We start from the raw sequence: 21,082 nt of genomic DNA on the forward strand, positions 1-21,082 counted from the left end.
TTCAGGCTCGACCGCGGATGGCACGCCAGAGGAAGATCAGGATGCAAGCGCCGACGATGGCGACGATGAACTGGACCAGATACGTCGGTGCCGTGATGACGCCGAGCAGCGAGAGGATGAAGTTCAGGAACAGGGCGCCGACGATGCCAAGGATGATGTTGGTCAGAAGGCCGATATTGGCCTTCATGATTTTCTCCGCGATCCACCCGGCTAGCCCACCGAGGATGATCGACATGATGATACCGACGCCGTTCATACGAAACTCCTGTCCACCTGCGGCAAAAATGCGCGCTCAGGATCGTAAATGGGCCGGAAATCGGGCGGTCAAGGCCGACCAGGCGGCGAATATGCCGATCAGTCCAGCCTCGACGTGTCTCACATGTGGATAACCTTGCCGTAGGCGTCGAGAACGCTCTCATGCATCATCTCCGACAAGGTCGGATGGGGGAACACCGTATGCATCAGGTCCTCCTCCGTCGTTTCCAGGCCCATGGCGATCACGAAGCCTTGAATCAGCTCGGTCACCTCGGCGCCGACCATATGCGCGCCCAGAAGCTCGCCGGTCTTGGCGTCGAAGACGGTCTTCACCATGCCTTCCGGCTCTCCCAGCGCGATCGCCTTGCCGTTGCCCACGAAGCGGAAGCGGCCGACCTTCACTTCACGGCCGTTCTCCTTTGCCTTCGCCTCGGTCAGTCCGACGGAGGCGATCTGCGGCTGGCAATAGGTGCAGCCGGGGATCTGGCTGCGCTTCATCGGATGCGCGTCCAGGCCCTTGATCTTCTCGACGCAGATCGTGCCCTCGTGCTCGGCCTTGTGCGCCAGCATCGGCGCACCCGCGACGTCGCCGATCGCGTAAATGCCCTCGACGTTCGTCCGCCCGTACGCATCGATCTTGACGAGGCCGCGATCGATCTCGACGCCGACCCCTTCCAGGTTCAAACCCTCGGTGTTGCCCTGGACACCAACCGCAGAGATCAGTCGCTCAGCCTGGAGGACCTGCGTTTTGCCATCCTGCTCGACCGTCACCTCGACGCCGCCGGCGGACTTGGTCACCTTCGCGACCTTGGCGTTCGAGAGGATCTTCATGCCCTGCTTCTCGAACTGCTTGCGCGCGACGGCCGCGATCTCGGCATCCTCCACCGGGAGAATCTGCGGCAGGAGTTCCACCACGGTGACCTCGGCCCCCATCGTCCGGTAGAACGAAGCGAACTCGATGCCGATCGCGCCCGAGCCCATGACGATCAGCGACTTGGGCATGGCCTGCGGCTTCATCGCCTCGAAATAGGTCCAGATCCGGTCGCCGTCCGCTTCGATGCCGGGCAAGACACGTGGGCGCGCACCGGTCGCGACGATGACGTGCTTCGCCTTGTAGGTGCCGTGCCCGAGAACGCCCTTGGGAACAGGGTTCTGAGGCTGAACGGCCGGCTTCGTCGGCTCGCCCACCTCGACCTCGACCGGACCGCCCTTGCCCGCCTTGGTGACCTTCGCCTGGCCCCAGATCACATCGACCTTGTTCTTCTTCATCAGCATGGCGACGCCGCCGTTCAGCTGAGCGGAAACCCCGCGCGAACGCTTCACCACGGCGCCGATGTCGAACTGCGGTTTCGCGATCTGCAGGCCGTAATTGTCGCCGTGCTCGGCGTAGTGGAACACTTCCGCAGAGCGAAGCAGCGCCTTGGTCGGGATGCAGCCCCAGTTCAGGCAGATGCCGCCCAGATGCTCGCGTTCTACCACCGCCGTCTTGAAGCCGAGCTGCGCGGCGCGGATCGCCGCGACATAGCCGCCGGGTCCGCCGCCGATGATCAGGATGTCGTAGGTATCGGCCATGATCGTCTTCCCGTGTTCGTTGCCGCTTCATCGGCGCCGGGGCGCCCGCTGCAGCTGTTCAATCTTGCTGAAGATGCCGCGCGATCGCTCGTCCCCAAGCGCGGGTGTTGGCCGCGTCGAGATCCACGCCGTCGAGCGGCGTCGCCTCGCAGAAATTCGATGCGGCGAAATGATCGCAACCGTGTTGGCTCGCAAGCTCTGCATAGAGTTGCGGAAGCCGGGCGACCTCACCAGCCGCGAAAGCCAGCCCGTCGCGGAAATCCGCGTTGTCCGACGTCGCGAGCCGCGGCGGCGAGACGAGCAGGATTTCGGGCGCGGCATAACCGAAGGTAGAGGGGAAACCTCGCACGATCTCGATCAACCGCTTCATTCCCCGCGCCGACTGCGAAGCATTTCCGCCGCCGGTATGCCGCTTGAAGTCGTTGGTCCCGAGCGCGAGGATGACGAGATCGAGCGGCTCATGCGAGGCGAGGACCGTCGGCAGTACGCGCGCGCCGTTTCGGTCCTGCCAGACCAACGTATCGTCGAAGGACGTCGTCCGACCGTTCAGAGCTTCGACGATCACCCGTGCGCCCGCGCCAAGAGCCTCCTGCAACACGCTCGGCCACCGATCCTCGTAAGCGTGACGGCTCGGCCCGGCGGCATCGTACCCCCAAGTCAGGGAATCGCCGTAGCAGAGGATCGTCCGGACCACAGCCGAGCCCCGTCTCAGACCAGCATGCTCATCGGGTTTTCGATGAACCGCTTGAACGCGGAGATGAGTTCGGCCCCCAAAGCACCGTCCACCGCGCGGTGATCCGTCGACAACGTGACGGTCATGACAGTGGCGACGCTGACCGCGCCGTTCTTGACCACCGCCCGCTCCTCGCCAGCGCCGACAGCCAGAATGGTGGCGTGCGGCGGGTTGATGACGGCCGAGAAGTCTTTAATGCCGAACATGCCGAGATTGGAAACGGCCGTTGTGCCGCCCTGGTACTCTTCGGGCTTCAGCTTGCGGCCACGGGCCCGCTTGGCGAGGTCCTTCATCTCGTTGGAGATGGTGGACAGCGTCTTCTCGTCCGCACGGCGAATGATCGGGGTGATCAGGCCGCCTTCGATCGAGACGGCGACGCCGACATCGGCGTGGCGATGCTTGAGCATCGCGCTCTCGGTCCAGGAAACGTTGGCATCCGGCACCGCCACAAGCGCGCTCGCCATGGCCTTGATCACCATGTCGTTGACCGAAAGCTTGTAGGCGGGCCGCTCGCCCGCTTCGGTCTTCACCGTCGGCGCCGCGCCGTTGAGCTGCTTGCGCAACGCGAGGAGAGCATCGAGTTCGCAGTCGAGCGACAGATAGAAATGCGGAACGGTCTGCTTGGACTCGACAAGGCGCTTGGCGATCGTGCGCCGCATGCCGTCGTGCGGGATCTTCTCAAAGGAGCCTTCGGCAAAGAGCCTGGTGATCGCGTCGTCGTTTGCAGGCTTCGGCGCGGCCGGGGCCGTCTCCGCCGACGCCGTCGGGGCCGGCGCTGCAGCATCGGTCGCCTGTGCCGCCGGTTTGGCGCCGCCCTTGGTAGCCGCCTCGACGTCCGCCTTCACGATACGCCCATGGGGCCCGCTGCCCTGAATCCCTGAAAGCTCGACACCTTGGTCCTTGGCGATACGACGCGCGAGGGGCGACGCGAAGACGCGAGAGCCCTTGTCGCTCGGCTCCGGCGCTTTCAATGCTTGCGAGCCCGTCCCGGTCGCCATCTCGGCGGGCCGCTCGTAGCCGCGCTGCGATGCGTCCTTGGCGTCGCTTTCGGTGCCCGTCACCGGCTGATCGGCCGCAACCGATGCCTTGGGCTCCGGGGTCGTCGCTTCTCCGGCCGTCGCCTTCGATGCGTCCTCGCCTTCGGCTGCCAGAACTGCGATCACAGCGTTGACCTTCACCCCTTCGGTGCCGGCGGGAACCACGATCTTGGCGACCGTTCCCTCATCCACCGCCTCGACCTCCATGGTAGCCTTGTCGGTCTCGATCTCGGCGATCACGTCACCGGCGGAAACGCGATCCCCTTCCTTGACCAGCCACTTCGCAAGGTTGCCTTCTTCCATCGTCGGCGAAAGGGCCGGCATCGTGATGTTGATGGGCATGGGCGGACGTCTCCTGGGTTGCCCTTCAGCCGGGCCTAGAACTTGCGACGAACGACGCGCTCTTAATCGGCGCGTCAAGCCATCCTGCAGAGATACCAAGCACCGGACCGAAAGCCGGTGCCGGCGCCGTCGATGATCATCGCGATCCGATATGAGCCGCAAAACCGCCCGCCGCCTCGACGGATGGCGCATCGCATCGGACCGGCCATACGCAGCGGACCGTCGAACGATCCGCCGCAAAACCTGAGCTCGGCAGCGAAGCCGCTGCCGGCGTCAGCGGTAGCAGACGGCCTTGACGGCTTCGACCACTTCCTTGGCCGAAGGCAGCGCGAGCTTTTCCAAGTTGGCTGCATACGGCATGGGAACGTCCTTGCCGCAAATCTTGAGAACCGGCGCGTCGAGATAGTCGAACGCCTTTTCCATGAGCTGCGATGCGATCTCCGAACCCACCGAGTTCTGCGGATAGCCTTCCTCGACGGTTACGCAGCGATTTGTCTTCTTCACCGATCGAACGATCGCGTCGACATCCATCGGGCGGATCGTGCGCAGGTCGAGAACCTCGGCGTCGATGCCCTCCTTGGCCAACTGCTCGGCGGCCGCGACCGCATAGGTCATGCCGATGCCGAACGAGACGATCGTCACGTCCTTGCCCTTGCGGTGGATGCGAGCCTTGCCGATCGGAACGGTCCAGTCGTCCGTATCGGGAACCTCGAACGAATGACCGTAGAGGATCTCGTTTTCGAGGAAGATCACCGGGTTCGGATCGCGGATCGCCGACTTCATCAAGCCTTTCGCATCCGCCGCCGTATAGGGCTGCACGACCTTGAGGCCGGGAATGTGGCTGTACCAGGCGGCATAATCCTGGCTGTGCTGGGCCGCCACACGCGCCGCCGCGCCGTTCGGGCCGCGGAACACGATGGGGCAGCCCATCTGCCCACCCGCCATGTAAAGCGTCTTGGCGGCCGAGTTGATGATCTGATCGATCGCTTGCATGGCGAAGTTGAACGTCATGAATTCGACGATCGGCCGCAGCCCGGCGAACGCCGCACCGACACCCAGACCCGCAAAACCGTGCTCGGTGATCGGCGTATCGACCACGCGGCGCGCGCCGAACTCGTCGAGAAGACCCTGGCTGATCTTGTAGGCGCCCTGATACTCGGCGACTTCTTCGCCCATCAGGAACACGCGCTCGTCGGCCCGCATCTCCTCGGCCATCGCCTCGCGAAGCGCCTCGCGAACCGTCTGGGTCTTCAGCTTGGCTCCGGCCGGGATCTCTTCGGCGTAGTCACCGTCCGCATCGTCGACCTTGGGATGCGACATGCCTTGAGCGGGCACCGGAGCCGGCGTCGACTTGTCGCCCTCGGCGGCATCGGGCTTCGCCTCGATCGGCGCTTGGCTCCCTGACGGCGCCGGTGCCTTCGCGGGCGTCGCCACGTCGTCGGCGCTCTCGCCCTCGCCGATCAGAACGGCGATCGGCGTGTTGACCTTCACGCCTTCCGTGCCGGCCTGGATCAGGATCTTACCGATGCGACCCTCGTCGATCGCCTCGACTTCCATGGTGGCCTTGTCGGTCTCGATCTCGGCGATCACGTCGCCAGGCGACACGGTGTCGCCTTCCTGCTTGACCCACTTCGAAAGCGTGCCCTCTTCCATGGTCGGCGAAAGGGCAGGCATCAAGATTTCTGTCGGCATGTCCTGCTCCTTACTCGGCTGCCTGCGGTACGGCATCGGCGTAGATGTCGGTCCACAGCTCCGACACGTCGGGCTCAGGATCGTTCTGTGCGAATTCCGCAGCATCCGCCACGATGTCGCGCACCTCCTTGTCGATCGCCTTCAGATCGTCCTCCGAGGCGCCGTGCGTCTCGATCAGGCGCTGGCGAACCTGCTCGATCGGGTCCGATTCGGCGCGCATCTTCTGGACTTCGTCGCGCGTCCGGTACTTCGCAGGGTCGGACATCGAGTGACCGCGATAGCGATAGGTCAGCATTTCGAGAATCATCGGACCCTCGCCGCTGCGGCAGTGCTCGAGCGCCAGATCGCCCGCCGCCTTCACGGCGCGGACATCCATGCCGTCCACCTGAATGCCGGGAATCTTGAAGGAAATGCCGCGATGGGCGAAGTTCGTTTCCGCCGAGGCGCGGTTCACCGATGTGCCCATGGCGTAGCGGTTGTTCTCGATGACGTAGACCACCGGGAGCTTCCACAGCGAGGCCATGTTGAAGCTCTCGTAGACCTGCCCCTGATTGGCGGCACCGTCCCCGAAATAGGTGATCGCGACCGAGCCGTTGCTCTGGTAGCGGTTTGCGAAGCCGAGACCGGTGCCGATCGAAACCTGCGCCCCGACGATGCCATGGCCTCCGTAGAAGTGCTTCTCCTTGGAGAACATGTGCATGGAGCCGCCCTTGCCCTTCGAGTAGCCGGAGCGGCGACCCGTGAGTTCGGCCATGACGCCGCGCGATTCCATTCCGGTCGCGAGCATGTGCCCGTGATCTCGGTAGCCCGTGACGACCTGATCGCCTTCCTTCATCGCTATCTGCATGCCAATGACGACCGCTTCTTGGCCGATGTAGAGGTGACAGAAGCCGCCGATGAAGCCCATACCGTAGAGCTGGCCGGCCTTTTCCTCGAAACGGCGGATCAGCAGCATTTCGCGATAGGCGCTCATCTCCTCATCGCGGCCGAAGGAGGCAGGCGCCGGCGGCGAGAATCGGTTCAGAGTCTGCTCGATGTTTGTGGTAGAACCGGCCTGCGAGGCCGATCCCGGCTCGCCAACGGTTTGCTTCTTACCAGCGGCCATGAAGGCTCCCATACCCTGCAGCCCCGATATGAGAGAGGCTATCGATTTGTGGGAGTATAGTCGGACTTGGACACCGCGCAAGAAGCAGCAGTCGTCGTAACCTACGTCAGGTTAAACCAGTAAAATTGCGCTTTGTTTAACTCACACATGGTTATTCCCGATCGCGGCTTCCTAGAAGGATCGTGACCTCGTCAGCGGTCGAGAGATTCAAGGATCCCCGGGAACGCTCGTCAATCATATCGCGTTCGAGCGTTCCATCGCTGAGGAGCTCGACACGCTGTTCCAGCGCCTCGCGCTGAGAAACGAGTTCGTCATACACGGACGACTTTTGCTGGAGCTCGGTCTGCAGTGCGGCGCCAGCCTCGATACCGTAGCGCCCGCTTTGAGCGTGCATGGCGAAATAGGCGAGACAGGGAAGCGTGATCGCCGGGACGATCAGCGGCTGCAACCACGATTTCCGCTTTTGCTTCGTATGCATGTCGAACTCCATTCTTGGGTCCGACGATACTGTAGAGATGTTCACGCGCCGTTAAGGCTACCAAACGGCAAAAGCGAGGCGCCTTGCAGCGCCTCGCCTCCGATCAGATCAAACAGGTTCAGCCGCGAAGGATCGAGCGGCCGGCGTACACAGCCTGATCGCCGAGCTCTTCCTCGATGCGCAGGAGCTGGTTGTACTTCGCGAGCCGGTCCGAGCGCGCAAGCGAGCCGGTCTTGATCTGCCCACAATTCGTCGCGACGGCGAGATCGGCGATCGTCGAATCCTCGGTCTCGCCCGAGCGGTGGGACATCACGGCGGTGTAGCCTGCGCGGTGCGCGACGCTGACGGCGTCGAGCGTTTCGGTCAGCGTGCCGATCTGGTTGACCTTCACGAGGATCGAATTCGCGACCTTCTTTTCGATACCTTCGCGAAGGCGTACCGAGTTCGTGACGAAGAGGTCGTCGCCGACGAGTTGGACCTTGCTGCCGACCTTGTCGGTCAGCGACTTCCAGCCGGCCCAGTCGTCTTCAGCCATGCCGTCCTCGATCGAGATGATGGGATAGGCGGCCGAAAGTTCGGCGAGGTAGCCGGCCATGTCGTCGGCAGAAAGCTTCCGCTTCTCGCCTTCGAGATCGTAGAGGCCGTTCTTGAAGAACTCCGTCGAAGCGCAGTCGAGCGCCAGATAGATGTCTTCGCCCGGGCGGTAGCCGGCCTTCTCGATCGAGGCCATGACGAAGTCGAGACCGGCCTTAGCGGATTCGAGGTTTGGCGCGAAGCCGCCTTCGTCACCGACATTGGTGTTGTGGCCGGCGGCCTTCAACGCCTTCTTCAGCGTGTGGAACACCTCGGCGCCCATGCGCAGCCCCTCGGCGAAGGTTTCCGCGCCGACCGGCATGATCATGAATTCCTGAAAGTCGATCGGATTGTCGGCATGCGCCCCGCCGTTGATGATGTTCATCATCGGGACGGGAAGGACGTGCGCGCTGGCGCCGCCGACATAGCGGTACAGCGGCAAGCCGGCCGCTTCCGCAGCCGCCTTCGCGACGGCCAGCGAAACGCCGAGGATGGCGTTGGCGCCGAGGCGGCTTTTGTTGGCGGTGCCGTCCAGCGACTTCAGCACCGAATCGATACGGATCTGGTTTTCCGCTTCGAAGCCGACGATGGCTTCAAGAATATCTGTGTTGACCGCCTGAACTGCCTGCTGAACGCCTTTGCCGCCGTAGCGCTCGTCGCCGTCGCGAAGCTCCACGGCCTCATGCGCGCCTGTCGAGGCACCGGACGGAACGCCCGCGCGACCCATCGAGCCGTCTTCCAGAACGACGTCGACTTCGACGGTCGGGTTGCCGCGGCTGTCGAGGATCTCGCGTCCGATAATGTCGATGATGGCGGTCATGGTCCGTCCCTCCTGGGCGTGGTCGAAGATGTTGAACGAAGAAGCCGACGCTTGGGAAGTGTCGGCTGGGTATCAGATCAAAGCGCCTTGGCCACCGCGTCGAGATCGCGCAGGCGCTCCAGAAGCTCGGGCATGTCGTCGAGCGCGACCATGTTCGGGCCGTCCGAAGGCGCATTGTCAGGGTCCTCATGCGTTTCGATGAACAGCCCCGCAACGCCGACGGCGACCGCCGCGCGCGCGAGGGTCTCCACGAAGCGCCGTTCGCCGCCCGATGCACCGCCCTGCCCGCCAGGCTGCTGAACCGAATGCGTCGCGTCGAAGACGACGGGCGCGCCGATCTCGGCCATGATCGGCAGGCCGCGAAAATCGGTCACCAGCGTGTTGTAGCCGAACGAAGCACCACGCTCGGTGACGAGCACGTTCGGGTTGCCGCTGCTCGTCACCTTCTCAACGACGTGCCGCATGTCCCAAGGGGCCAGGAACTGCCCCTTCTTGACGTTGACGACACGGCCCGTCTTGGCGGCGGCGACAAGGAGATCCGTCTGGCGTGAAAGAAAGGCCGGAATCTGCAGGACGTCGCAGACCTCGCCGACCGGCTCGCACTGTGCCTCGTTGTGAATGTCGGTCAGCACCGGCAGGTCGAACTGGCTCTGGATCTCGTCGAAGACCGGCAGGGCTTCGGCGAGGCCGATGCCTCGCCGGCCCTCACGGCTCGTGCGGTTCGCCTTGTCGAAGCTCGCCTTGAACACGTAGCCGATGCCGAGATCGGCGGTCACCCGCTTCATGCGCTCGGCGATCATCAGCGCATGATCGCGGCTTTCCATCTGGCAGGGGCCCGCGATCAGCGAGAACGGCAGGCTTTGCGAGAACTCGACGCCGCGCAACCGGATCGAAGCGTTCGGAGCGATCATGGGAGACCTTTCGCGGGCGGTCAGAGGAGGCGCGAGCGTTCGATCGCCGCGGCGATGAACGAGGCGAACAGCGGATGCGGCTCGAACGGCCGGGACTTCAGCTCCGGGTGATACTGGACGCCGATGAACCACGGATGATCGGGAAGCTCGACGGTTTCGGGCAGCAGCCCGTCCGGCGACATGCCGGCGAACAGCATGCCCGCTTCTTCCAGCCTGTCGCGGTAGCCGCGATTGACCTCGTAGCGGTGGCGGTGGCGCTCCTGGATCGTGGTCGAGCCGTAGATGTCGGCGATCTTCGAGCCTTCCGCGAGCTTCGCGTTATACGCGCCGAGCCGCATCGTGCCGCCGAGATCGCCCTCGGCCGCGCGCTGCTCCAGCTCGTTGCCGCGCATCCACTCGGTCATGATCCCGACGACGGGCTCGGAGGTCGGGCCGAATTCGGTGGAGCTCGCCGCTTCGACGCCCGCCAGCGAGCGAGCCGCTTCGATCACCGCCATCTGCATGCCGAAGCAGATGCCGAAATACGGCACGTTGCGCTCGCGCGCGAACCGCGCGGCGCTGATCTTGCCTTCCGCACCACGTTCGCCGAAGCCGCCGGGCACGAGGATGCCGCCGACCTTCTCGAGGTAGGGTGTCGGATCCTCCTTCTCGAAGACTTCAGACTCGATCCAGTCGAGATGGACGCGCACCTTGTTGGCGATGCCGCCGTGCTGCAGCGCCTCGATCAAGGATTTATAGGCGTCCTTGAGCCCCGTGTACTTGCCGACCACGGCAATCGTCACCTCGCCTTCCGGCTTGGCGACGTTTTCGACGACCTGAATCCAGCGTTCGAGCTTCGGCTTTGGGGCTGGATCGATGCCGAAGGCGGCGAGCACCTCGGTGTCGAGCCCCTCGCGATGATAGGCCATCGGCACGTCGTAGATCGTCGCCACGTCCAGCGCTTGGATGACAGCCGTTTCCCGCACGTTGCAGAAGAGGCTCATCTTGCGACGCTCCTCCTGCGGGATCGGGCGATCCGCGCGGACGAGAAGGATGTCCGGCTGGATACCGATCGAGCGCAGCTCCTTGACCGAGTGCTGCGTCGGCTTGGTCTTCAGCTCGCCGGCGGTCGGGATGTAGGGCATCAGCGTCAGATGCACGTAGACCGCGCCGTTACGCGGCAGGTCGTTGCCGAGCTGGCGGATCGCTTCCATGAACGGCATGGCCTCGATATCGCCGACTGTTCCGCCGATCTCGCACAGGACGAAGTCGTAGTCCTCGTTGCCTTCGAGGACAAAGGACTTGATCGCGTCCGTGACGTGCGGAATGACCTGAACGGTCGCGCCGAGATAGTCCCCGCGCCGCTCCTTGGCGATGATCTCCTGATAGATCCGCCCGGTGGTCACGTTGTCCATTCGGTTGGCCGAGCGGCCGGTAAAGCGCTCGTAGTGCCCGAGATCGAGATCCGTCTCCGCCCCGTCGTCCGTCACGAAGACTTCGCCGTGCTGCGTCGGGCTCATCGTGCCCGGATCGACGTTCAGGTAGGGATCGAGCTTGCGCAGCCGCACGCGGTATCCGCGCGCCTGTAGTAGGGCGCCGAGGGCCGCGGACGCGATCCCCTTGCCCAAAGATGAAACCACGCCGCCGGTGATGAAAATGTATCGCGCCATGGGCCTTCCCGATACTCGCTCAAGCCAGATTCCACCAGCCGGAATATCGACTGGAAACGAAAAAGGGGCGCCGGAGCGCCCCAGATAGGATGCCGGATGACCAGCCGATCAGGGCTGGCTGGGCTGCGCCGGCTCGCTCGTACCAGCCGCCGGGGTCTCGACCGGCGGAACCGTCGGCACGTCCGTCGCGGTCGATGCCTCCGGTGCCGGATTGGCCGGAATCTGAGGCGCCGAAGCGCCGGTCGGAACGCCTTCTGTTGGGGGTGCCGGCGTCACGGGTGCCTGGGTAGGCGCCGCCGGAATGGTCGGCGCCGTGCCGCCAGCGGGCACGTCCACCGGAGCGTCCGCCCCGCCGCTCGGCGGCAGGCCGCCGAGTTGATCCAGAAGGTTGCCGCCTGCCGCGCCGCCGGTGGCCGGCGCCGTCTGCGCGGGAACGCGGTCGAGGATGTCGAGCCCGTCCGAGCCGTAGCGGGCCATCAAGGCCAACGCCATGGAAGTGATGAAGAAGGCGGTCGCGAGAATCGCCGTCGTGCGGGTCAGCATGTTGGCGGCGCCACGCGCCGTCATCAGGCCGCCGCCGCCCCCACCCATCCCGAGGGCGCCGCCCTCCGAACGTTGAAGGAGAACGACGACCACGAGGGCCAGGACGATCAGGAGATGGATGACGATCAGAACGGTCTGCATAAGCTCGGGCGCTATCGATCTAGAGTTGCGCGTCTTCTATAGGAGGCGCCGAACTATTCCAACCGCTTTCCATGATAGGTTCAGGCGGCGCGGCAGATCGGCAAGAAGTCCGCCGCCTTGAGGCTCGCTCCGCCCACGAGAGCGCCGTCCACATCGTCGAGGCCGAGGAGCTCGGCAGCGTTTGAGGCCTTCACCGAACCGCCGTAGAGAATCTGGAATTCGGCGGCGGCCGACGCGCCGAAGCGCTGCGCCAAGCGGCCCCGGATGAAGGCATGCGTTTCCCCGACTTCCGCAACGGTCGGCGTGCGCCCCGTTCCGATGGCCCAGACAGGCTCGTAGGCAAGGACGCAGGTCGAAGGCGAAGCATTCTCGGGAAGAGAATGCGCGATCTGATCGTCGAGGACATCGAGCGTACGACCGGCATCCTTCTCTTCCTGCGTTTCGCCGATGCACACGACGGCCACCAGACCGGCCTCCCAGGCGGCGGAGGTCTTTGCGGCAACCGCTGCGCTGGTTTCGGCATGATCGGTGCGCCGCTCGGAATGGCCGAGGATGACGTGGGTCGCGCCGGCATCACGGATCATCTCCGCCGAAATGTCCCCGGTGTGCGCGCCCTTCACCTTGGAGTGGCAGTCCTGCGCCCCAATCGAGATCGCGCCTTCGCTCATCTGCGCGGCTTCGCGCAGAATCGTTGCCGGGGGACAGATTAGGACGTCGGCGTCCGGCAAGGGTGAGGCACGAAGATCTGCGACGATTTCGGCGAGGTCGGCCAACGCCCCGCGCGTACCGTTCATCTTCCAGTTTCCCGCGATCAGCTTCCTGCGCACAGCCATCCCCGTCCTCCCTTTCGCATCCTGCAAGGCGTCGTCCCGTTCGTGCTACCGGCAGCACATGGATTGAATCAAGCGTGAGGGCGCGATTGCGCGCTTTCCTTCGATGGTCAAAGCGCTTATCCCCCGAGAAACCGAAGCGTAGGACGAGACAGGAGACAGGCGATGCTGAATCAGATGCGGCGGGGCGCGTCGAGCTGGGTCGCCCGGATTTTCCTCGGCGCCTTGGCGGTCAGCTTCGTCGGATGGGGTGTCGCGGACGTCCTGCGCGGAAGCGACGGCGGAAGCACCGTCATCTCCGCCGGCGATACGCGCGTGACAGTGCCAGAGTTCCAGCTCGCCTATCGGCAGGGTCTGAACAGGCTTTCGCAGCAGCTCCAGCGCCGCCCGAGCGCGGATGAAGCGGAAGCGTTCGGTCTCGATCAGGCCGTCCTTTCGCAGCTGAGCGCCGGTGCGCTCCTCGATGAGAATGCGGCGCGGCTCGGCGTCGGCGTTTCGGACGACGGGCTGATCCAGCTCATCCAGCGCGAGCCCGCCTTCCAGGATCAGTCGGGAAACTTCTCGCGCAACGCGATGCGGGCGGTTCTCGCCAATGCGCAGATCACCGAACAGTCCTATCTGGAGGATCTTCGCGGCAGCGCGATCCGCAACCAGATGATCGCGTCGCTGTCGGACGGCGCCGTCGTGCCCGCCGCCTTCGTCGATGCCGTCGGCCAGTACAACGGCGAACGCCGTAACGTGAGCTACTTCCGCCTCACGCCTCCGTCCGTCGATACGGTCGAGGAGCCGAGCGACGAGGCGCTGGACGATTTCTTCACGCAAGGGCAGGACGGCTACCGCGCGCCGGAATACCGAGCCTTCTCCTATGTATCCCTCACGCCTGCCGCCGTTGCCGATCCGTCGAGCATCACGGACGAGGCGATCGCGCAGTTCTACGACGCCAACCGCGCTCGCTTCACGACACCTGAAAAGCGCGCCGTCCGCCAGATCGTGTTCGCCGACCGAGCCTCGGCGGACCGCGCGGCGGCGCAGCTAGGCTCCGGCGTCCCGTTCGCGGAGGCAGCGACCGCCGAGGGCCGGCAGGTCGCCGATCTCGGCTCGGTCGCGCGCTCCGCCATCCCCAACCCCGCCTTGGCGGAAGCCGCATTCTCCGCGACGCCGGGAACACCGACGCCGGTGGTGGACGGGCCTTTCGGTCCGGTGATCCTTCTGGCCGACCGGGTCGAGCCGGAGGTCGTCCGCCCGCTCGACGAAGTGCGCGAGGAAATCCGTACGACGTTGGCGAACGAAGCCGCCAACGCAGCCGTAACCCAAGCCTACAATACGATCTCCGACGCGCTTACGAGCGGCGCGCCGTTGGGTGAGGCCGCGCAGCAGGCGAACCAGACGGCGAGATCCGTCGAGGCCGTGGACAGCAACGGAACGACGCCGAACGACGCCAGGGTTGCCGACCTGCCCGCGCAGGCTCAGCTGCTCGCCGCCGTATTCGCCGCGCAACAGGGCGTCCCGCCCCAGCCGGTGAACTACGACGGAAACAACTACGTCTTCTTCGAACTCGGCGACATCACGCCGGCACGCGATCGCCCGCTCGCCGAGGTTCGCGAGCGTGTCGTGGCCGATTGGAAGGTGGACGAGGCGGAACGCCTGATGACCGAGCGCGCCGAAGCGCTGGCGGAGCGTGTGCGCGGCGGCGAAAGCCTCGCCCAGGTTGCCGAAGTGGAGGGCTTGAGCGTCGAAACCGCCAACGCGATCAGCCGCGAAAGCGGCCGCTCCGAGATTGGCGAAGCGGCGACGAGGGCAGCCTTCTCCGGCCCGTCCGGCACCGTCGCCGAGGCACCGTCCCTTCAGTCCGGCGAAGCCGTCGTCCTGCAGGTGACGGACGTCATCGCGCCGGCCGACGCGGCCGGCTCGGTTTCGGCGCAGTCGCGCGGCAACCTCGACAACGTGCTGCGCGAAGACCTCTTCCAGAGCTACGTCGCGCTTCTGGAAAGCACCATCCCCGTCAACTACAACAACACGGCACTCCAGCAGGCCAAGGTGGGAGCTCGATGAGCTCCAGCCTCAAACCACTGATCGGCAAGGTCGCGGGCGGGGATCGGCTGACGCGCGAGGAAGCGCGGCAGGCCTTTTCCATCCTCATGTCCGGCGAGGCGACGCCTTCGCAGATCGGCGGCTTCCTCATGGCGCTTCGCGTTCGCGGCGAAAGCGTCGAGGAGATCGCGGGCGCCGTGGATGTGATGCGCGCCAACATGGCGACCGTTTCGGCGCCGGCGGACGCGGTGGACATCGTGGGAACCGGCGGCGACCATGCGGGGACCTACAACGTCTCGACCTGCTCGGCCTTCGTCGTGGCCGGATGTGGCGTGACGATCGCCAAGCATGGCAACCGGGCGCTTTCCTCCCGCTCGGGCGCGGCCGACGTTCTCGCCGCTCTCGGTGTCGACGTCGACCTGAAACCCGCCGAGATTTCGCGCACCATCGCGAAAGCCGGCATCGGGTTCATGTTCGCGCCCACCCATCATGCGGCGATGCGCTTCGTCGGTCCATCGCGTGTCGAGCTCGGCACCCGCACGATCTTCAACATGCTCGGGCCCCTGTCGAACCCAGCCGGCGCCAAGCGCCTTCTCGTCGGTGTCTATGCGCCCGAATGGGTTCGCCCGGTGGCCGGAGCGCTTCTGGCGCTGGATACGAAGGCGGCATGGGTCGTCCACGGGGACGGGCTGGACGAGATCACCGTTTGCGGCAAGACCATGATCGCCCGGATCGAAGACGGCGGGATCGTAGAGGACGTGCTGGAGCCGGCCGACTACGGCTTCGCGAGGCGTTCGCTTTCCGAAATCGTGGGCGGCGACGCGCAGGAGAACGCCCGCGCGCTTCGAGCCGTTCTGCGGAACGAGGGCAGCGCGTATCATGACATCGTCGTCCTGAATGCAGGGGCGGCGCTGGTCGTCGCAGGGCGTGCGGACGACCTTTCGTCCGGGCTCGATATGGCTCGCGACTCGATCTCGAGCGGTCGGGCTTTGGAGGCTTTGGAGCGCTTGATCGCCGCGACGGCCGAAGCGAGGGCGAACTGATCATGGCCGACTTTCTGAGAGAGATCGAAGCCTACAAGCGCGAAGAGATCGCGGCCGCGAAGATGGCGACGCCTTTCTCCGATCTCGAAACTCGCATCGGACAACAAACGGCGCCCCGTGGGTTTGCCGACGCTCTCAAGCGTAAGCTCGACGCTGGTCGCTATGCGCTGATCGCCGAGGTGAAGAAGGCCAGTCCGTCCAAAGGCCTCATTCGGGATGATTTCGACCCCCCGTCCCTGGCGGCGGCGTACGAGCGCGCGGGCGCGGCCTGTCTCAGCGTTCTGACCGACAAGCCGTCGTTCCAGGGAGCGCCGGAGTTTCTCGTCGCGGCGCGCAACGCGACCGGACTTCCCGCCCTTCGCAAGGACTTCCTGTTCGATACCTACCAGGTCGCCGAAGCGCGCGCCTGGGGCGCCGACGCGATCCTGATCATCATGGCCGCCGTGGACGACGCGCTGGCTTCGGACCTCGAGGAAGCCGCCATCTCCTACGGAATGGACGCGCTAATCGAAGTTCATGACGAAGCGGAGATGGAACGCGCGCTTCGGCTTCGCTCCCGCCTCGTCGGCATCAACAACCGCAATCTACGCACGTTCGAGACCGACCTCGGCATCAGCGAGCGCCTGTCGCGCATGGTCGGCGACGACCGCATCCTCGTCGGCGAAAGCGGGATCGCATCCAACGCCGACTGCCGACGGCTGGAAGCCTTTGGTATCCGAAGTTTCCTCGTCGGCGAGAGCCTGATGAGGCAGGAAGACGTCGAAGCGGCGACGAGATCCCTTCTGGAAGGGGACGCGCAACGTGTCTGACGCCAGGCTCACGCATCTCGACGCCGGCGGAAACGCCTCCATGGTGGATGTCGGCGAGAAGGACGTGACGCGCAGGCAGGCGACGGCGGAAGGGCTAGTGCTGATGGCGGCCGAAACGCTGGAGATGATCCGCGCCGGCGCCGCCAAGAAAGGCGACGTGATTTCGGTTGCGCGGATCGCCGGGATCATGGGGGCGAAGAGAACCCACGAGCTGATCCCGCTGTGCCATCCGCTGCCCATCGAGAAGATCGTCGTGGAGATCGAGCTGGAGCCGGCGCTTCCCGGTGTCCGCGTGACGGCCAGCGCGCGCGTCAGCGGCAAGACCGGGATCGAGATGGAAGCGCTGACCGCCGTATCCGTCGCGTGTCTAACGATCTACGACATGGCCAAGGCTGTGGATCGCGAGATGACCATCACGGGTATCCGTCTTCTCGAAAAGTCCGGCGGTCGTTCGGGCCACTGGACGGCTTCGTGACCCTCCTCCCGTTCGAGGACGCTCGTGCGCGGTTGCTGAGCGATGTCCATCCCGTCGCCGCCACCGAGCGCGTGTCGATCCTCCGGGCCACGGGTCGGGTGCTGGCCGGCGACGTTGGCGCCCTTCGAACCCAGCCGTCCTTCGATGCTTCCGCGATGGACGGATACGCCGTGCGTGCCGAGGACGTCGCCGATTGCCCGATCGATCTCGTCCTGATCGGCGAGTCGGCGGCGGGGCGTGCCTTCGAGGGAGCCCTGCGGACGGGGCAAGCGGTTCGCATCTTCACCGGCGCGCCCATACCGGCCGGCGCAGACGCTGTGGTGATCCAAGAGAACACGACCGGGATCGACCAGGATCGCGTTCGAATTCTCCAATCCATCTTGCACGGCGGCCACGTCCGCCTCGCCGGCAACGATTTTTCCGCCGGAGCCGTTCTCGCAACGAAGGGTGCCAGGCTTGGCGCTGGCTCCGCAGCGTTGATCGCCAGCGGTGGCCATGCCGAAGTCGAGATTGTGCGTCGTCCGAGGGTGGCCGTTGCCGCGACCGGCGACGAGCTTGTCCCTCCCGGCACATTGCCCGGCCCGTCTCAGATCATCGCCTGCAACGGTATCGCCCTAGCGGGAATCATCGAGGCGGCAGGCGGCGAGGTGCTCGATCTCGGGATCGTTCGCGACAAGGACGAGGAACTGGTTCGCTGCCTAGCCCGGGCGGAAGCCGAGGGCGCGGATGTCCTCGTGACCATCGGCGGCGCGTCCGTCGGGGACTACGATCTCGTCGGCCCGGTGATGCGCCGCGAGGGCGTATCGCTCGATTTCTGGAAGGTCGCGATGCGGCCCGGCAAACCGCTGATGGCGGGGCGCAAGGGCGACATGCGAGTCTTGGGTCTTCCCGGAAACCCTGCATCCTGCCTGGTGACGGCCGAGCTGTTTCTGAAGCCTCTCGTGGAGCGACTGGCCGGTCGCCCGGCGCAGCGACTCGAGCGGAAGGGCTTTCTCGGGACCGCGGTGAAAGCCAACGACCACCGAACGGACTTCCTGAGAGCCACAGTTCACTACGACGCGGACACCCATGGAACGATCGTCACGCCGCTGCCGAGGCAGGACTCGTCCCTCCTTTCCGTCTTCGCACAAGCGGACGCGCTGCTGATCCGTCCAGCCCACGCCCCTGCCGCAGTTGCGGGGGAAGAATGCCTTTTCATTCCGTTGACAACGTGATCCTTGCGGAACACATACAGAACAGATAGCTTTGTTCAGGTTTTGTTTCAGGGATTCGTTTGATGCTGACGCGTAAGCAGCACGACCTGCTGATGTTCATCCATGAGCGTCTCCAGTCCGCCGGTGTTCCCCCTTCCTTCGACGAGATGAAGGATGCGCTCGATCTTCGTTCGAAGTCCGGCATCCATCGTCTGATCACGGCCTTGGAGGAGCGTGGCTTCATTCGACGGTTGCCCAACCGCGCCCGCGCTCTCGAAGTCGTGAAGTTGCCCGACTCTCATGGGAAGGGGGACGCTGTGGTGAGTGCCAAGCCCACAGCCACGCCGAGCGACCGATCCAACGTCGAGCCGCTGTTCAAGCAGCGCCCCGCTCCGAGCGGCAATAGCCTGTCCGTTCCCGTCATGGGCCGCATCGCGGCAGGTGTACCGATCTCGGCCATCCAGCAGAACACGCACGACATCGTCGTCCCCCCCGAAATGATCGGCGCAGGGGAGCACTACGCGCTGGAAGTCAAGGGTGACTCCATGGTCGAGGCCGGCATTCTCGACGGCGACACCGTGGTGATTCTCAAGTCCGACGTCGCGAACGCGGGGGATATCGTCGTGGCTTTGGTGGACGACGAGGAAGCCACCTTGAAGACGTTTCGTCGGAAGGACGGCATGGTCGCGCTGGAAGCGGCGAACCCTGCTTATGAGACCCGTCTTCTCGGTGCCGACCGCGTCAAGGTGCAGGGTCGTCTGGTCGGGCTGATCCGTCGGTATCACTGACCCTCCGACCTGGGTTGTCCGCGTCTGGGCCTGAATTGGCTGGCTTGCGCCAGTATTCCGGCCATGGAGCGTTGCGGTGGGCGTTCCATTCGGCCGGCGCATCGGCGATCGAAGGTTGAAGAACCGGCAAACCCGTATCGGCGGAACGGCTGATGGATAGCGATCCGGTTCGTCGCAGACTGCGAAGGGTCACAAGCGTCGTTCCGTTGTCGCAGACCTTTGCAACCATCGCGCGCGCGACGATCGCGACATCCGTCCCCTCGCAAAGGTCGGCCAGCCGCGTGTAGTCGTCGCTCCAGGAGATCCGCAGTCCGGATCGGGTTTGTCCACGGCATATCTCGTTCTCGCATCGAAAGCGGTCCGTCCCGCTCGATCCGACGCTTGTCGTCGACGACGGTTCGGAGCCCGAGGCTGGATGGTTCGGGAACGCTCGCTTCCACTGGTCCCAGACAAAGGAGGCTGTCCTGTCTCGAATGGGATGCAGCGCGCCGCCGGCCTCGATGAGTGCGAGCTCCCTACCGCTCTCGAACACCAGGAGTTCCGGCGGGTCTGGGGGCTGGCTGACGAGGAAGCCCGCGAGCGTCAAAGGCGCACAGAACCAGCGAAAGCTGCTTGCGGAGAACGACAGGATCAGGATTGCCGCTGTCCACAGGAGCAGCGCCTGCGCGCTGATCATTCCCGTCGGATAGTCGGGAAACCTGTCGGCAAGCCACGCCGTCATCGCGAAGACGACGTCCAGTCCCGCGCCCATTCCTCGAAGCGGGAGATCCTGCAGTCCGAAAGGCATCGCCAGGACCGCGATCATTCCCAACGGCATGATCCAGAAACTGAACAGAGGCGACGCGAGCACGTTGGCGAACAGCGCGAATGGAGCTCCGCGTTGAAAGTGATACACCGCGAAGGGTGCCGTCGCCGCCCCCGCGATCAGTGACGAGAAAGCCATACCGAACAGGATCAGCGCGATATTCTTCGGACTGAAGAGACCGGCCGAGGAGGACTTCGGGCGTCGAATTCGCCACCGCGAGTATGCGCCGTAGGCCCCGACCAGCGCGGCGGTTGCCGCGAACGACATCTGAAACGTCGCGGACAACACCACATGCGGCGATAAGGCCATCACGATGATGGCGGCGATGGCGACGTTCCGTAGCGTCAAGGCGGGACGATCGAGGAGCACCGCGCCCAGCATCACCGCGATCATGATGTAGGATCGCTCCGTCGCCGCGTTGTCGCCCGACAGCAGGAAGTAGAACGTCGTCGCGCCGAGCGAAACGACGGCTGCGATCTTCTTCGTCGCCCGATGAAGCGAAAGACCGGGCACCAGGGCGGCCATCGCGCGCACGGCGAGCATGAAAAGGCCGGCCACCAGCGCCATATGATAGCCGCTGATCGACAGCACATGCGCGAGACCGGTGACCCGCAGATCGTCGTTGATTTTCTCAGGGATTCCCGCCCTCTCGCCCGTGATCAGCGCGGCCGCCACGGTACCCGTCGGTCCCGGCACGGCGCTTCTGATCTTATCCCCCATCGACAAGCGGAGAGCGGCCACCCGGTCGGCGAAGGTCGGCGGGCGTAGCGGCGGGCCCCGTGCCGGCGCACCCAGCGAGAAACCATACGCTCCGAGCCCGTCGAAGTAGGGTGCGTAGGCGAAGTCGTAGGCGCCGGGAAAGGCCGGCCCGGCAGGCGGGCGAAGTCGCACGAGGCCGACATAGGTGTCGCCGATATCGAGCGCCGCGTGCTTCGAAGGGACGACGATGCGGGCGCGCCCGGGCGGCCGCGACAGGACGGGGCGTTCGGTCGATGCGATTTCGATCGTGTAGCGGTATCGCCCGCGCTCGTCCGCTTCGCGCATCAGCACGGTGCCGGTGATCCGAACGGTGGCGTCGCCCGACAGGATGACGGTCCGGGTGCGGGCGACTTCGAACTCGCAGGCCAAAAGGCCGGCGGCGGCTCCGGCGACGAGAAGGCCGACCGTTCGAGCTCCCTTCAGGGAGGGCGCGAAGAACGTCAGAAGGATTGCGACAAGTGCCGTCGAGATATCGACCCAGATCGGCGGCCGCATCGC

Annotated in this window: 19 protein-coding genes; 6 read left to right on the forward strand and 13 right to left on the reverse strand. The window is 64.9% G+C overall.

Annotation, left to right across the window (positions count from 1 at the left end; genetic code table 11):
• Position 1 precedes the first annotated feature (1 nt).
• From H7A85_RS03455 to tpiA, 12 genes are all read right to left on the reverse strand, one after another.
• Positions 2-256, reverse strand: coding sequence for a GlsB/YeaQ/YmgE family stress response membrane protein (locus tag H7A85_RS03455; RefSeq protein WP_182084520.1), 255 nt, complete (start codon positions 254-256; stop codon positions 2-4).
• 119 nt (positions 257-375) lie between these two features.
• Complete coding sequence (gene lpdA / locus H7A85_RS03460; protein ID WP_182084521.1) at positions 376-1,827, reverse strand: dihydrolipoyl dehydrogenase; 1,452 nt, start codon at positions 1,825-1,827, stop codon at positions 376-378.
• 58 nt (positions 1,828-1,885) lie between these two features.
• Positions 1,886-2,521: an SGNH/GDSL hydrolase family protein gene (locus H7A85_RS03465; RefSeq protein ID WP_182084522.1), complete on the reverse strand. Its 636-nt coding sequence runs from the start codon at positions 2,519-2,521 to the stop codon at positions 1,886-1,888.
• Between the two features lie 14 nt (positions 2,522-2,535).
• Positions 2,536-3,939, reverse strand: a complete 1,404-nt coding sequence (locus H7A85_RS03470) for a pyruvate dehydrogenase complex dihydrolipoamide acetyltransferase (protein ID WP_182084523.1) — start codon at positions 3,937-3,939, stop codon at positions 2,536-2,538.
• A gap of 273 nt (positions 3,940-4,212) precedes the next feature.
• Positions 4,213-5,631 (reverse strand): pyruvate dehydrogenase complex E1 component subunit beta, encoded by a 1,419-nt coding sequence (locus tag H7A85_RS03475; protein WP_182084524.1) that lies wholly within the window; start codon positions 5,629-5,631, stop codon positions 4,213-4,215.
• Positions 5,632-5,641: 10 nt separating this feature from the next.
• A complete protein-coding gene (gene pdhA, locus H7A85_RS03480; RefSeq protein ID WP_244630912.1) occupies positions 5,642-6,604 on the reverse strand; it encodes a pyruvate dehydrogenase (acetyl-transferring) E1 component subunit alpha in 963 nt (320 codons plus the stop codon).
• Positions 6,605-6,887: 283 nt separating this feature from the next.
• On the reverse strand, positions 6,888-7,226 hold the full coding sequence (locus tag H7A85_RS03485; protein ID WP_244630913.1) for a septum formation initiator family protein: 339 nt from the start codon (positions 7,224-7,226) through the stop codon (positions 6,888-6,890).
• Positions 7,227-7,332: 106 nt separating this feature from the next.
• Positions 7,333-8,607 (reverse strand): phosphopyruvate hydratase, encoded by a 1,275-nt coding sequence (gene eno, locus H7A85_RS03490; protein ID WP_182084526.1) that lies wholly within the window; start codon positions 8,605-8,607, stop codon positions 7,333-7,335.
• Positions 8,608-8,684: 77 nt separating this feature from the next.
• Positions 8,685-9,518: a 3-deoxy-8-phosphooctulonate synthase gene (gene kdsA, locus H7A85_RS03495; protein ID WP_182084527.1), complete on the reverse strand. Its 834-nt coding sequence runs from the start codon at positions 9,516-9,518 to the stop codon at positions 8,685-8,687.
• Between the two features lie 20 nt (positions 9,519-9,538).
• Positions 9,539-11,167, reverse strand: coding sequence for a CTP synthase (locus H7A85_RS03500; RefSeq protein ID WP_182084528.1), 1,629 nt, complete (start codon positions 11,165-11,167; stop codon positions 9,539-9,541).
• A gap of 108 nt (positions 11,168-11,275) precedes the next feature.
• Positions 11,276-11,851, reverse strand: a complete 576-nt coding sequence (gene secG / locus H7A85_RS03505; protein ID WP_182084529.1) for a preprotein translocase subunit SecG — start codon at positions 11,849-11,851, stop codon at positions 11,276-11,278.
• Between the two features lie 80 nt (positions 11,852-11,931).
• Positions 11,932-12,684, reverse strand: coding sequence for a triose-phosphate isomerase (tpiA, locus tag H7A85_RS03510; protein WP_182084530.1), 753 nt, complete (start codon positions 12,682-12,684; stop codon positions 11,932-11,934).
• Positions 12,685-12,846: 162 nt separating this feature from the next.
• Between tpiA and H7A85_RS03515 the strand changes: the two genes are divergently transcribed.
• The 6 genes from H7A85_RS03515 to lexA all read left to right on the forward strand — a co-directional run bounded on the left by H7A85_RS03515 (position 12,847) and on the right by lexA (position 19,020).
• A complete protein-coding gene (locus H7A85_RS03515) occupies positions 12,847-14,733 on the forward strand; it encodes a peptidylprolyl isomerase (protein WP_182084531.1) in 1,887 nt (628 codons plus the stop codon).
• The gene (trpD, locus tag H7A85_RS03520) at positions 14,730-15,755 is read left to right on the forward strand and encodes an anthranilate phosphoribosyltransferase (RefSeq protein WP_182084532.1); all 1,026 of its coding nucleotides are present in this window, start codon (positions 14,730-14,732) and stop codon (positions 15,753-15,755) included. Before H7A85_RS03515 ends, trpD begins: the two co-directional genes overlap by 4 nt.
• Entirely contained in the window at positions 15,755-16,564 is an 810-nt protein-coding gene (gene trpC / locus H7A85_RS03525) for an indole-3-glycerol phosphate synthase TrpC (protein WP_182085047.1), read from the forward strand. The genes trpD and trpC overlap by 1 nt, the downstream gene beginning before the upstream one ends.
• Positions 16,557-17,039 carry a cyclic pyranopterin monophosphate synthase MoaC gene (moaC, locus tag H7A85_RS03530; RefSeq protein WP_182084533.1) on the forward strand — a complete coding sequence of 161 codons (483 nt, stop codon included), beginning with the start codon at positions 16,557-16,559 and terminating at the stop codon, positions 17,037-17,039. The genes trpC and moaC overlap by 8 nt, the downstream gene beginning before the upstream one ends.
• Positions 17,036-18,253, forward strand: coding sequence for a gephyrin-like molybdotransferase Glp (gene glp, locus H7A85_RS03535; RefSeq protein WP_182084534.1), 1,218 nt, complete (start codon positions 17,036-17,038; stop codon positions 18,251-18,253). The genes moaC and glp overlap by 4 nt, the downstream gene beginning before the upstream one ends.
• Positions 18,254-18,315: 62 nt before the next feature.
• The gene (lexA, locus tag H7A85_RS03540; RefSeq protein ID WP_182084535.1) at positions 18,316-19,020 is read left to right on the forward strand and encodes a transcriptional repressor LexA; all 705 of its coding nucleotides are present in this window, start codon (positions 18,316-18,318) and stop codon (positions 19,018-19,020) included.
• Here lexA and H7A85_RS03545 read toward each other — a convergent pair.
• A complete protein-coding gene (locus H7A85_RS03545; protein ID WP_244630915.1) occupies positions 18,974-20,500 on the reverse strand; it encodes a ComEC/Rec2 family competence protein in 1,527 nt (508 codons plus the stop codon). The two genes, lexA and H7A85_RS03545, sit on opposite strands and share 47 nt — an antisense overlap.
• Positions 20,501-21,082 lie beyond the last annotated feature (582 nt).

Source organism: Aureimonas sp. ME7, assembly GCF_903970965.1.
Classification (GTDB): domain Bacteria; phylum Pseudomonadota; class Alphaproteobacteria; order Rhizobiales; family Rhizobiaceae; genus Aureimonas.

Bases quoted from the DNA above. Each gene is read 5' to 3' on its own strand.
- H7A85_RS03455 (WP_182084520.1), bottom strand. From the start codon at position 256: ATGAACGGCGTCGGTATCATCATGTCGATCATCCTCGGTGGGCTAGCC.
- kdsA (WP_182084527.1), bottom strand. From the start codon at position 9,518: ATGATCGCTCCGAACGCTTCGATCCGGTTGCGCGGCGTCGAGTTCTCG.
- trpD (WP_182084532.1), top strand. From the start codon at position 14,730: ATGAGCTCCAGCCTCAAACCACTGATCGGCAAGGTCGCGGGCGGGGAT.
- H7A85_RS03470 (WP_182084523.1), bottom strand. From the start codon at position 3,939: ATGCCCATCAACATCACGATGCCGGCCCTTTCGCCGACGATGGAAGAA.
- eno (WP_182084526.1), bottom strand. From the start codon at position 8,607: ATGACCGCCATCATCGACATTATCGGACGCGAGATCCTCGACAGCCGC.
- lexA (WP_182084535.1), top strand. From the start codon at position 18,316: ATGCTGACGCGTAAGCAGCACGACCTGCTGATGTTCATCCATGAGCGT.
- H7A85_RS03485 (WP_244630913.1), bottom strand. From the start codon at position 7,226: ATGGAGTTCGACATGCATACGAAGCAAAAGCGGAAATCGTGGTTGCAG.
- secG (WP_182084529.1), bottom strand. From the start codon at position 11,851: ATGCAGACCGTTCTGATCGTCATCCATCTCCTGATCGTCCTGGCCCTC.
- pdhA (WP_244630912.1), bottom strand. From the start codon at position 6,604: ATGAGCGCCTATCGCGAAATGCTGCTGATCCGCCGTTTCGAGGAAAAG.
- lpdA (WP_182084521.1), bottom strand. From the start codon at position 1,827: ATGGCCGATACCTACGACATCCTGATCATCGGCGGCGGACCCGGCGGC.
- H7A85_RS03500 (WP_182084528.1), bottom strand. From the start codon at position 11,167: ATGGCGCGATACATTTTCATCACCGGCGGCGTGGTTTCATCTTTGGGC.
- H7A85_RS03475 (WP_182084524.1), bottom strand. From the start codon at position 5,631: ATGCCGACAGAAATCTTGATGCCTGCCCTTTCGCCGACCATGGAAGAG.
- tpiA (WP_182084530.1), bottom strand. From the start codon at position 12,684: ATGGCTGTGCGCAGGAAGCTGATCGCGGGAAACTGGAAGATGAACGGT.
- H7A85_RS03515 (WP_182084531.1), top strand. From the start codon at position 12,847: ATGCTGAATCAGATGCGGCGGGGCGCGTCGAGCTGGGTCGCCCGGATT.